This window comes from Erythrobacter sp. S158 (assembly GCF_057364915.1).
On the sequence record NZ_CP200279.1, the window covers coordinates 1124867 to 1136801 of the forward strand.

Consider the following 11935-nt stretch of genomic DNA (forward strand, 5'->3'; position numbering starts at 1 on the left):
GCACCGGGAGTCCTGCGCCACAAGGAGATTTGGTGGATTGCGCGATAGGGTCCGGTGCGGATTATTCGAACGAATGCGTGCTTGAGCGCCTGAATTCGCAGCGATTTGTCATTCACGGGCCAAATGGCGGTTTCCGTCGCTTTGAGATCGAGCACGGCGAGGAGGGAGGCGCGGTTGTATCTATCGATGGGTCTGCCGAAGTCGCAATCATCAGCCAAGGCGATCCGCTGGAATTCGCTGTCGAGAATGACGTATATCGTGTCGACAAGGCGCTGATTTTTGGTGCGAATAATGAGTAACGCGCAGGTTCTTTCTGCCTCTGAGATGCGGGCCGCCGAGCAACGGATTTTCGACACCGGCACAAGCGTGTTCGAATTGATGGAAGTCGCCGCAGGAGGGGCCGCTGAATGGATCAGGCGGTTGGCTGCCGGTCGCAGCGTTACCGTCCTTTGCGGCCCTGGCAACAATGGCGGCGATGGCTATGTCATCGCTCACCATCTGCGTGAGGCGGGCAACGAGGTGACCGTGATTGCGCCGGTAGAACCGAAGACCGACGCAGCAAAACAGGCGCGCAACCTGTGGGGAGGCGCTGTTCAAACCTCTGGCAGGGGTCGGGGTGCGGACGTCTTTGTTGATAGCTTGTTTGGCTCAGGCTTATCCCGCCCGCTGTCAGGCGAACATGCTCTTCTTCTCCGCGACCTGGCAGAGCGTCACGCCTTCAACGTCGCAATCGACGTGCCATCGGGCACTGCGAGCGATACTGGCGCGCTTCTCAATGACAAGCTGCCAGATTTCGACGTCACCCTCGCACTTGGCGCGTGGAAATTCGCACACTGGCTGCTTCCAGGACGCCCGAAAATGGGGGCGAGACGCCTGGTTCCAATTGGCGTCGAGCCTGTCGAGGGCGCGGCGCAGGTAGTGACAAAGCCTCGACTATCACCGCCCGCTGTTGACGCGCATAAATATCGCAGGGGCCTTGCGGCAATTGTGGGTGGCAAAATGCCCGGCGCTGCCATTCTCGCTACAGAAGCCGCCATGCGGAGCGGCGCTGGTTACGTGAAATTGCTTGGTACACAGGCTCAGCAGCGCACCGACCCCGGATTGGTAGTCGATACTTCGCCATTGGCTGATGCAATGGTTGACGAGCGGATAGACGCCGTTCTGTTGGGCCCAGGCTTGGGACGCGACGAGGAAGCGCGTGATCGACTTTCGAGCGTTTTGTCGGCAGGAAAACCAATGGTCCTCGACGCTGACGCCTTGGTGCTACTCCGACCAGAGATGTTGCCAGAAAATTTGCCGGTTCTCGCCACGCCTCATGATGGAGAACTTGAAGCACTATTCAGGGCTTTCAGCGTCATTGCAGAAAGCCAGCGCGACCGGGCCATGGCTCTGGCAAGATCAAGCGGAATGGTGGTTCTGGCCAAGGGCCCAGATAGCGTGATCGCTGCGCCAGACGGTCGGATCGCCTTGTTGCCGCCCGCGCCGTCATGGCTCTCGGTTGCAGGAACTGGAGATGTTTTGGCGGGGATCGCGGTAAGCCGTATAGCGTCAGGTGCCACGCCATTCGATGCAGCCTGCGAAGCGGCTTGGCTGCACGGCAGGGCTGCCGAACGATGCGGCGCTGCTTTCACACCGCTCGAGCTTGCTCATGCCGTCCCTGGCGCGCTGGCGGAGTGCCTGTGAACGAGATCGTTCGCCTCGCAGCAAAAGGAGATGGCGTGACTGCCTCAGGGCAGCACGTCGCTTTCGCCGTACCAGGCGATACGATCTTAGCCGATGGAGCGATTGAGCGGGGCGATCATCATGTTGATCCTCCGTGCCGCCACTTTGCAGTCTGCGGAGGCTGCCAGCTTCAACATGCGGATGAGCAGATGTTGCGGGCTTTTGTTCGCGATCGGGTCATCAATGCAGCGCTAGGGCAGGGCGTAGAGGTCGACGAAGTTCTGACCGAACATCTCTCTTCTGTTCAAAGCCGACGCAGGGCTTCGCTTCATGGCCTTAGGACCGCAAACGGCGCGGTCCTTGGTTTTCGTGAAGCAGGTTCACATCGGCTTGTCGATCTGGCTGAGTGTCCGGTGCTTAGGCCTGAACTCGCGTCACTCATTCCAGCAATGCGAGGTTTCATCGCGAAGCATGGTCCCAAGGGGAACGTCGATATCACTTTGACCCTTTGCGATCAGGGCGTCGATGTGGGACTGTCTCATTTCCCGTTGGAGGGGCTTGCGGCGACTGAAGGAGCGCTGGATTTGGCGCGCGAGCATGCTCTCGCGCGGCTCACCATCGATCAGGGCTATGGTCCCGAGACGGTGTGGGAACCAGAACCGGCAACGGTTTCGCTGTCAGGCATACCCGTTGCGTTGCCCGCAGGGGCATTTCTCCAAGCGACTCAGGATGCCGAAGATCTGATGGTATCCGACGCACGGATCGCTTTGGGCGGCGCGCGGATCGTGGCTGATCTTTTCGCTGGTCTCGGAACATTCGCTTTTGGTCTCGCGAGAAGCGGGCCTGAGGGGCGCAAGGTTCTGGCTGTCGAGGCGGATCGATCGGCTCATCTGGCGTGCAAAGCATCCGCAGCGAGGTCAGGCGGCCGCGTTCTGACTACGCACCGTGACCTCTTCCGAAACCCGCTTCAGGCAGAGGAGCTTAGCCGGTTTGACGGAGTGCTGCTGGATCCACCAAGGGCAGGGGCGAAGGCGCAGATAGCTCAACTTGCCAAGAGCGATTGCCCGCGTGCCGTCTATATAAGCTGTAACCCGTCGAGCTGGGCGCGCGATGCAGCGGTGTTGTGTGAGGCTGGTTACCAGCTCGAAACGCTGCGGCCAGTCGGTCAGTTTCGCTGGTCGACGCATGTCGAACTCGTGAGTGTTTTTAGACGCTAACTGCGCAAAGCGGCGAGGATCTGCGCCTCGAGCCAGTCGCGGTGCTCGTCATCGACATAGGAGTGTCCCGCGCCTTCACACCGTTGGATTCGGCGGTCGGTTTCGTCCCATGCCGCTTCGAACAGTTGTGCGGTTCGGTCTGCTGTCGCGAGAAGGATGGTGACATGCCCTTCGAACGCGCTGAGGCCCGCTTGCATTTCCTGCGCGAGTGTCGTCGGCGCAGGGGCAGGCCGCAAGGATGACACAAGACCTTTTCCAAGTTTCTTGAGATCAACGCCGCCGCGCAGCAGGCGCGCTATCTCTCGTGGGTTCTTGAGCTTTTCAGCATATCTCGCGCGGATAGCATCCGGCGTGTGAGTAGGGGCGTATTCGCCTTCGTGCTCGTCGCTCTCGATGGTCCACGGATTGGAAAGAACTAGGCCCTCTAGCCCTTCGCCTTGTGTAAGCATCAAGGCAGAGGCGGCATCACAGTTTCCGAAAGCGAACACGCGGTCCATTTGCGGGACCATGCCGCGAAAAGCCTCAAGCGCTGCGCGGATATCCTTGGCCGATGACCGAAAGCCGCGGTTTTCGCCTTCGCTCGCTCCGATGCCGCGCCGGTCGAAGCGGAAAACGGGGAAGCCTTTTGAAGCGATTGCCGCTGCAAGATGAGACTGGCCCGAGAAAGCGCCCGAGCGGATTTCGTTGCCGCCGCTCACCAGCAACAAACCAGTGCTTCCCGGAGCGGTATCGAGCGTTCCTGCAAGCTTGAGGCTCCCGCAGCCGAACTGGAATTGCAGCCGGCTCATGCGCACTCATTCCTGCCGCCTGACACGATTGCGGCGAGCGCTGCTGACTGTGCTTCGTCCTCGCCAGGTTCTGCCCTCAGCCACAATCCCGGGCCGCCGAGTTCTTTCTGCACAATCGTTTTCTGAGCCTCAACTGCTCTGGGTTCAGCCGTTTCCATTTCGCGCAGCATCTCAGCGCCAATTCGCCATCCAGCAAGAACCAGCCCCTCGCTTCGGCCAGTCTCTATGAGCCCTTCGCTGTTTTCATCGATCCCAGCTTCGCGCGACGCGATTATTCGTGCGCGCAGCATGGCACGAAGCTGCTTTGGACCGGATTGAGGTGCGTAATGCCATCCGGGGAGGTCCTCCGGGGCGATAATCGCGCCAGCGCGGATTGCGAGGACGTTTGTCGCGCACGCGTGCAGCGCCGCTTCCTTTGCTGCCGCTTGCCAACTTGCGATCGTTTGCGCTTCCAAGGGAGCTAGGCTTTCATTTGTCCCGGGCAAATCGGGCAGGAAACTGTCAACTCCAGCCTCGTCGAGCGCCCGCATTGCCTCGACAGTAAAGCGGCGCAGCTTGTTGGCTTCGTCAAACCATGCGGGTAAGATCAGCACACGTTTCGCGCGTCCCTGATCCATGGAGAGCAGCATCTCTTCCGAGACTTTTCCGCTAGGCAGGGGGGCTTTCCAGTTTGATATCATGCGCTGTGTCGCTTGGGGCGTGCGTCAGCGCTCTGCCAGCTTGCCTTCCGCAAAAGCCAAGAGCCCGCCATAGGTCTCCAGCATCTCGCCATCGACATCGTCGTCTTCGATCACGATATCGAGCCGGTCTTCCATCTCGGTCAGAAGACCGGCAACTGCCATGGAATCGAGTTCGGGCAGATGACCGAACAGGCCGCTTTCATCCTCGAGAGCGCTCGCGGTTTCTTCGTCTATCCCCAGAACATCGGAAATGATTGACTTGAGTTCAGTGTCGAGCGCTGCGCGGCTCATCGCAAGGCCAGTTGCGGCCTTTTCAGGAGTTTCTCCGGTCGCAGAAGAAGTGCTCATTTCTGATCGATCCTACTGGGGCGCCGCTGGCTGTTGGGCGGTTTGCATAACTCTTGGCCCGCGCCCTTAACCGTGCGGCGGGTACGGCGCAAGCGCAGGGACTTCTGGTTCAGTGAGGCGGCGCGCGGTCTGGCGGGCAAGATCGAGCCAGCCGTGCAGGCTTGATAGATCCAGACAATCTATCCGGTAACGCGGTCTCACGGCGTTCATCCAATCGGCTTTGTAGGCTTGATCGCCGGTACCGAAATCGACGAGATCGACGCCGTCAATGTCAATCACTTGCCTGAACAATGCTGCTGTTAACGTTGTCCCCGCGGAAAGATTGCGCGCACTTTCGAGATGCGCGAGCTTGTGGATGTACGCTGTCCGATTTTCCACGGTCCAGCATTGAGCTGCTACAGGCTGACCGTCATGATGGGCGATGCCAAAGCGAAGCCGACCCGCTGAGGCTTCTTCGCGAGCGAACTGGCGGAGCATTGAGGGTTGGTCTTCAGTTGGTTTCCAACTGGAATCGTAGATCGCCTCATAATGCGCCCAAAGGTTCTTATCGAAATGCGTAAAAACCTGAGTTTCAACCTTCTTCGCCTTGCGCTTGAGCGTTGTCCGCAACATGCCAGGCCGGCCTTCCCAGTATTCGTCGAAAGTCTGACCGTTCACATGAAGGACGTGGTTGGTGTCCTGATGCGTGACCTCTACTCTCCAGCCAGCCTTTGAAAATGCTTTTGCGAGCCTGGTCGCTGAGCCGTCCTCGTCAGGCACAGGATCCAGCGTAACGCGGTGCGCGCGCTGCCTTAGCTGCTTGGCAATTTCGGCGAGAAGGCGGTCACCATCGCTTCCTTGAGGCGCGAGCTGACGCCAAGTGAAACTGTACCAGTTACGCAATGGTGTGATCCGGCCATCATTTTCAGTGAGCGCCAGGGCAGCTGACTTATCTGCGTCTGACGCGATGGCAATCAGCGGGGTCAGGCCTGTCTCGGCGAGAAGGGAGTACCATTCTGCACGATCAAAAGGGGCGCTCGGCGCGAGAGATCCTTTTGCAAAGACCTCTTGCAAGACGTTAACCCTGTCGTGATACCGCGCTTCGATCACTCGTATTCAATCCTTCTGGACACCGATGCACGAAACCCTCGATTCAACACCTTATCCGATCGATCACCTCACCCAGAGGGCAGCTGCGATTGGTAAAGGCGATGCCCCAGCACTGGTGCTTCGCGAGGCTGTGCTTAACCACGATCAGTTAAGACAGCGTGTCGAACTGTTAGCCGGTTGGATTGCGCAAGAAGTCACCGAGCCAGGGGCACGGGTCGCAAGTTGGGCTTCCAAGGGCGAGCTGACGTGCCTTTTGCCGCTCGCTGCTGCGAGAGCGGGCAAGGTTCACGTCCCGATCAACCCGTTGCTGAAACGCGCTCAAGTGGCACACATCCTGTCCGATAGCGGCGCGAAGATGCTGATCGGGACGGGCTCACGACTGAAATCGCTGGAAGCGGGAGACAGCCCTGACAGCTGTTCGCTGCTTGAAGAGAAGGCAGCTTTGGAAGCGGCCTATGCCACAGGCGCCAAGCTCGGTCCTTCGGATGCGGATACGGACGATCTTTGTGCGATCTTGTACACCTCCGGTTCGACCGGCAGGCCTAAGGGAGTGATGCTCAGCCACGCCAATCTCTGGCTCGGCGCGGTGAGTGTGGCCGGTTATCTTGGCATGGTATCTGACGACGTGACTTTGGCCGTGTTGCCGCTTTCCTTCGATTACGGGCAGAACCAACTCCTCTCGACTTGGTATGCAGGTGGCTGCGTCGTTCCGCTGGACTTTCTGTTCCCCCGCGACGTCGCGAAAGCATGCGCCAAGCATAAGATCACGACACTGGCGGCCGTTCCCCCGTTGTGGGTCCAATTGACCGAGCTGGATTGGCCCGAAGAAGCCAGCTCTTCGCTGCGCCGTCTCACCAACAGTGGGGGCGCGCTGACCACTGACTTGGTGAGCGACTTGCGCAGGATATTCCCAACTGCTGATCTTTTCCCGATGTACGGCCTTACCGAGGCGTTTCGCTCGACCTTTCTCGAGCCTTCGCTCGTCGATCAGCACCCGACTTCGATGGGGACCGCCATTCCATTCGCGGAGATCATGGTGATTGATGACGCTGGCACTCTCGCGGCGCCCGAGGAAGAAGGTGAGCTAGTGCATTGCGGGCCGTTGGTGGCTCAAGGGTACTGGCAAGACCCCCAACGTACAGCAGAGCGTTTCAAACCCGCTCCTGCGCAATCAGAGTATGGAGGCGTTGCCGTCTGGTCGGGGGACCGTGTGAAGAGGGCGCAGAACGGCCTTCTCTACTTCGTCGGTCGGCGTGATGCGATGATCAAGAGCGCTGGCAACCGGATCAGCCCTCAGGAGATTGAAGAAGCGGCAATCGCGACAGATCTGGTGGCCGAAGCGGTCGCGCTTGGCATTCCCGATGACCGTTTGGGCCATGCGGTCCATCTTGTTGTGCGGGGAACCACAGACGATGCAGAGCAAGCGTCTCTCTCAAAGCTGCTGCTCAAGGAGCTACCAAATTTCATGCAGCCACAGGCGATCCATTGGCTTGAGGTAATGCCGCTCAATCCGAACGGCAAGATCGACAGAACCGCGCTTTATCGCGAGCTGGTTGGGGAGAGCGCGTGATGAAGACCAAGCCGGTTGGCCCCATACCGAAAGGATACGATGCCATTGACGGCGAGCTTGTCATTGGTGGGCATACCGCGTCCGACCTCGTCGAGGCAGCCGGTCGGACCCCGCTGTTTGTATACTCCAGGTCGCATCTTGATCTGCGCATGGCCGAACTGCGCGCCGCATTGCCGAAGCGCATCGGAGTAAACTTTGCCGTCAAGGCAAACCCCCACCCTGCTGTTATTGCTCACATGGCTCCACTGGTCGATGGTTTCGACGTCGCCTCTTCTGGAGAGTTGGCCAAGCTTCAGGAAGCGGGCATCGATCCGTCTCGTGTGAGCTTTGCAGGACCAGGCAAACGCGATGATGAGCTTGAAGCGGCGATCGTCGCAGGCGCAACGCTCAACTGCGAATCCGAGGGTGAGGGCGAGCGCGCTCTCGCGATTGCTCAGCGTGTCGGTAAAGCGCCCCGGATCGCGATACGCGTAAATCCGGATTTCGAGCTCAAGGGCTCGGGCATGAAGATGGGCGGGGGAGCAAAGCCATTTGGTGTTGACGCGGAACGTGTGCCCGCTCTCGCTCAGACGCTGATCGATGGTGGTGCCGAGTGGCGCGGCTTGCACATTTTCACAGGCAGTCAGGCTCTTAGCGCCGATGCAATTATCGAAGCGCAAGGTAACGTCATCGACCTCGCTGCACGGATCAGCAATGATATCGGCGAAGGCCTGCCAAAGCTCAATATGGGTGGTGGCTTCGGTATCCCATATTTTCCTGGCGATGAGCCGCTCGACTTACCTGCGGTCGGCAATGCGCTCAAAGAACGGACAGCCGATCTTCCAGAAAGCCTCAGTGACACAGAGCTATGCCTTGAGCTTGGCCGCTATCTCGTTGGTGAGGCGGGAGTTTATCTGTGCCGTGTGATCGATCGGAAGGTTAGCCACGGCGTGACTTATCTCGTCACTGATGGCGGACTGCACCATCAATTGGCCGCGTCCGGCAATTTCGGAACCGTGGTGAGGCGCAATTATCCGGTCGCCATCGCTAACCGTTTTGGGTGCGAAGGCGACGACGTGGTTAACGTCGTTGGCTGCCTTTGCACACCGCTTGATCGACTGGCCGATGCAGCGCTGTTGCCGCGGGCTGAGGTCGGGGACCTAGTAGCTGTCTTTTGCGCTGGAGCCTACGGAGCTACGGCGAGTCCGGAGAACTTTCTGGGCCACGGACCGGCAGCGGAAATGCTCGTTTAGGGTTCGCCAGACGCCTGTCCCGAAACGGGATAGGGGGCCAATCTGGCGCGTATCACTAACAATATGTTCACCATTATCGGCGAGAAGTTCCGGGTCATTCGCGTACCCGGGTGAGGCAGGTCGCTCCTGCCATGACGATCCGGGGCCGCAACATCTGGCCAAGGATACGTATCGATGCCCAATTCGCTGTCTCTCGCCCGTTTCGCGGGAATCTCTCTTGCATCCCTCGCTGTCGCGGCCTGCGGCGCTGGTGGGCCAGAGCTGCCATCGGCCAGTTATGCTGCCGGACAAAGCGAACCTAGCGAAGAGTACATCATTGGCCCGCTCGACGAGGTGACGATCCACGTCTGGCGAAATCCCGAACTGAGCGCTGAGAAAATTCAGGTTCGTCCCGACGGCCGGATCACGATCCCGCTTGTTCGCGACATGCCTGCTGTTGGCAAGACAGCGACCCAGCTGCAGAACGACATCAGAGACGAGCTCGTTCAATATATTGAGCAGCCAATCGTCTCGGTGATTGTGAACCAGTTCAACTCGACCTTTGACCAACAGATCCGTGTTGTCGGCTCGACCGAGCAGCCAGCATCGCTGCCTTACCGCGCCAACATGACGGTTCTGGATGCAATGATCGCTGTCGGCGGTCTGGGTGAATTTGCTGCTGGCAATCGCGCCAAGCTGCTGCGTATCGATCGGGACGCTGGGACGCAGAAGGAATACCGCCTGCGCCTTTCCGACCTTTTGAAGCGCGGTGACAGTACTGCCAACGTCATGCTGCGTCCGGGCGATACCATCATCATCCCTGAAAGCCGGTTCTAAGGGAGCTCGGACGGGAGGATGAACGAACTCTTCGACGAACTGCGCACAGCGCTCTATTCGGTCTGGCATCGCCGTTGGCTGGCGTTGGCCGTGGCTTGGGGTGTGTGCCTCCTGGGTTGGCTTGTGGTGGCTCTGATCCCCAATTCATACGAATTCAAAGCGCGCATCTACGTCGACGTGGACGATGTCCTATCCGAACAACTCGGCATTGCTGGTGATGGTCAGGAGGAAATCCGCGAAGTGCGCCAGACGCTGCTGGGCTCGGTCAATTTGGAAAAAGTCATCACTGCGACCAAGCTTGGCGAGAACATCACACAGCGAAGCGAGATGGATACCGCGATTGCTCGCCTTGCTGAGAATGTGAAGGTTGAAAGTGAAGAGGACAATCTGTTCTCGATCACCGCCGAGGTTGGCGTTCGCAGTCTTAGCGATGCGGAAAACGCCGTATTGGCTCGCAATGTCGTCCAGAAGCTGCTCGACATCTTTCGCGAGGAGCACATCTCAGGCAACCGCGCACAGGTTAGCGGAGCCATTGCTGACCTCAACGACCAACTTGAAGAGCGCAAGCTTGAGCTTGAGCAGGCCGAGGAACGCCGCCTCGCTTTCGAAGCGCAATACCCCGATCTTGCGGGTGGTTCGGCTTCGCTCTCATCGCGCGTACAGCAGGCCCGAGCAGAGCTTCGCGATATAGACGCAGACCTTGCGGCGGCATCTAGCGCGCTGGCACAAATGAATTCGCAGATCGCCTCAACCCCGCGCACTATCGCAGGTGGTCCGGGGGCGGTTGGCCCGCAAGCCGCGCTTTTGCAGGCACAATCACAACTGGCTGAATTGCGGTCTCGTGGCCTTACCGACCAACATCCCGATGTGGTCTCGACCAGTCGACAGGTCGATATCTTGAGCCGCCAGGTAGCGGCCGCTGGTCCGGGCGACGTCACGGGTTCGCCAAACCCTGCTTACTCTCAGCTGGTGGCTCTTCGCGCCGATCGCCAGGCGACCATCGATTCGCTGCAAGCGCGCCGGGCCGCTGTCCAATCCAATCTCGCGTCGCTTGCGGCAAGCCAAGCGACTGAGCCAGCCGTTGCAGCAGAGGCAAACCGCATCAGTCGCGACTATGATGTGCTGCGCACAAACTACGAGCGGCTTCTGGAAGATCGCGAAAAACTCCGCACGCGCGGCGACGTGATCGACGAGACAAGCCAATTCAAGTTCGATTTGGTCGACCCGCCAGTCGTCCCGCAATCACCCTCCGCACCCAACCGCCCGCTGCTGCTGATCGCAGTGCTGTTTGTAGGCGTGGGAGTTGGTGCCGGGGTTGCCTATGTCATCGGTCAGCTGCGCTCTAGCTATTCAACCTCGCAGAGCTTGGAACGGTCAATGGGGCTACCGGTCATCGGGTCCATTTCGCTGACACTGTCCGAAACCGCCAAGGCACTTCGCCGCCGCCGTCTCAAGCAGTTTGCAGGTGCGAGCGCCGGCCTGTTCGGCGTGCTTGTTGTTCTATTGGCGATCGAGATTGTCTCGGTCGGAACGATCGCGTGAGGAGGCAGGCATGACAGAGCATAGCAAGATCGATCGCAAGTCAGCCGAGCGCGCTCACAAAAGCGCTTCGTTGTTCGAGCGTGCCGATGCGGCTTTTGGCCTCGACCAGATCGGGCCAGCTGCAGTGCCAGGCAATCTGCCGAAAGCGAAACGCCCACCGCAGCGGCTTCAGCGAGCGCCAGAAACGCGTCCTACATCGCCCGGTTCTGCACCAACGCAAGCCGCAGCTCCGCACGCGCCCAAGATTGAGAAGTCCGTCTCGTTTAAGGGGCAGCGCCTTTCAATTGAGCGCGACAAACTGCGCGATGCAGGCCTTATCGTTCCAGAAGAACCCGTTACCGGCCTGCTTGAAGAGTTCCGGATCGTGAAAAGAGAGCTGCTCGCCGACGCACGCGCAGCCAATGACGACCCGTCGCGACGAGTTTTAGTATGCTCGCCGCATTCCGGTGAGGGCAAGACTTATTGCGCGACCAACCTTGCGCTCGCTCTTTCTGCCGAGCGCGATATCGAAGTGGTGCTCGTCGACGCCGACGTGATCAATCCATCTGTCTCGCGCCGCCTTGGTATCGAACAGGGCGCAGGATTAATGGATGCGCTGGCAGATGCCTCTATCAATCCAGAGGACCTTGTTTCGCCGACTGATATTGATGGGCTTTTCGTCATGCAGGCAGGGACTGGCAGCGCCCGTGATGCCGAATACCTGACAAGCGCTCGCACCGGCGAGGTGCTTGATCGCCTCACGCGCGGCGCGCCCAACCGTTTCCTGATTTTCGATACGCCGCCTGCGCTTGCCGCGTCTCCGGCAGCGGAACTTGCAGCTTATGTCGGGCAAGCGCTTCTTGTCGTCCGCGCGGACGAAACGAGCCGCGCTGCGCTCGACGATGCACGTCAGCTCCTTTCGGCCTGCCCAGATATCAAGCTGCTGCTCAACGCAGCGCAATTCAGCCCGTCAGGTCGCCGCTTTGGCGACTATGGCGAAGGGGAGGAATGA

General features: G+C 59.4%; 12 protein-coding genes. 8 read left to right on the plus strand and 4 right to left on the minus strand.

Features of this window, described 5'->3' with window-relative positions:
• The first annotated feature begins 32 nt into the window (after positions 1-32).
• The 3 genes from AC0V6T_RS05640 to AC0V6T_RS05650 are packed head-to-tail and all read left to right on the plus strand — an operon-like array spanning position 33 to position 2879.
• The gene (locus AC0V6T_RS05640) at positions 33-299 is read left to right on the plus strand and encodes a hypothetical protein (RefSeq protein ID WP_486125061.1); all 267 of its coding nucleotides are present in this window, start codon (positions 33-35) and stop codon (positions 297-299) included.
• Positions 292-1683, plus strand: a complete 1392-nt coding sequence (locus AC0V6T_RS05645) for an NAD(P)H-hydrate dehydratase (RefSeq protein WP_486125063.1) — start codon at positions 292-294, stop codon at positions 1681-1683. Before AC0V6T_RS05640 ends, AC0V6T_RS05645 begins: the two co-directional genes overlap by 8 nt.
• Positions 1674-2879, plus strand: a complete 1206-nt coding sequence (locus tag AC0V6T_RS05650) for a class I SAM-dependent RNA methyltransferase (protein ID WP_486125065.1) — start codon at positions 1674-1676, stop codon at positions 2877-2879. The genes AC0V6T_RS05645 and AC0V6T_RS05650 overlap by 10 nt, the downstream gene beginning before the upstream one ends.
• On the opposite strand, the gene AC0V6T_RS05655 is transcribed toward AC0V6T_RS05650, so the two are convergent.
• The 4 genes from AC0V6T_RS05655 to AC0V6T_RS05670 form a co-directional block, all read right to left on the minus strand.
• Entirely contained in the window at positions 2876-3667 is a 792-nt protein-coding gene (locus tag AC0V6T_RS05655) for a hydrolase 1, exosortase A system-associated (RefSeq protein ID WP_486125067.1), read from the minus strand. The genes AC0V6T_RS05650 and AC0V6T_RS05655 overlap by 4 nt on opposite strands.
• On the minus strand, positions 3664-4284 hold the full coding sequence (locus tag AC0V6T_RS05660; protein ID WP_486125069.1) for a hypothetical protein: 621 nt from the start codon (positions 4282-4284) through the stop codon (positions 3664-3666). The genes AC0V6T_RS05655 and AC0V6T_RS05660 overlap by 4 nt, the downstream gene beginning before the upstream one ends.
• 87 nt (positions 4285-4371) lie before the next feature.
• A complete protein-coding gene (locus tag AC0V6T_RS05665; RefSeq protein ID WP_486128507.1) occupies positions 4372-4638 on the minus strand; it encodes a phosphopantetheine-binding protein in 267 nt (88 codons plus the stop codon).
• Between the two features lie 123 nt (positions 4639-4761).
• Positions 4762-5784, minus strand: a complete 1023-nt coding sequence (locus tag AC0V6T_RS05670) for a GNAT family N-acetyltransferase (RefSeq protein ID WP_486125071.1) — start codon at positions 5782-5784, stop codon at positions 4762-4764.
• A gap of 25 nt (positions 5785-5809) precedes the next feature.
• Here AC0V6T_RS05670 and AC0V6T_RS05675 point away from each other — a divergent pair, with 25 nt between their 5' ends.
• The 5 genes from AC0V6T_RS05675 to AC0V6T_RS05695 all read left to right on the plus strand — a co-directional run bounded on the left by AC0V6T_RS05675 (position 5810) and on the right by AC0V6T_RS05695 (position 11935).
• Positions 5810-7354, plus strand: coding sequence for an acyl-CoA ligase (AMP-forming), exosortase A system-associated (locus AC0V6T_RS05675; RefSeq protein ID WP_486125073.1), 1545 nt, complete (start codon positions 5810-5812; stop codon positions 7352-7354).
• Positions 7354-8586 carry a pyridoxal-dependent decarboxylase, exosortase A system-associated gene (locus tag AC0V6T_RS05680; RefSeq protein WP_486125075.1) on the plus strand — a complete coding sequence of 411 codons (1233 nt, stop codon included), beginning with the start codon at positions 7354-7356 and terminating at the stop codon, positions 8584-8586. The genes AC0V6T_RS05675 and AC0V6T_RS05680 overlap by 1 nt, the downstream gene beginning before the upstream one ends.
• Before the next feature lie 174 nt (positions 8587-8760).
• The gene (locus AC0V6T_RS05685; protein ID WP_486125077.1) at positions 8761-9402 is read left to right on the plus strand and encodes an XrtA/PEP-CTERM system exopolysaccharide export protein; all 642 of its coding nucleotides are present in this window, start codon (positions 8761-8763) and stop codon (positions 9400-9402) included.
• An 18-nt stretch (positions 9403-9420) separates the two neighbouring features.
• On the plus strand, positions 9421-10944 hold the full coding sequence (locus AC0V6T_RS05690) for an XrtA system polysaccharide chain length determinant (RefSeq protein ID WP_486125079.1): 1524 nt from the start codon (positions 9421-9423) through the stop codon (positions 10942-10944).
• A gap of 10 nt (positions 10945-10954) precedes the next feature.
• Entirely contained in the window at positions 10955-11935 is a 981-nt protein-coding gene (locus AC0V6T_RS05695) for a P-loop NTPase (RefSeq protein ID WP_486125081.1), read from the plus strand.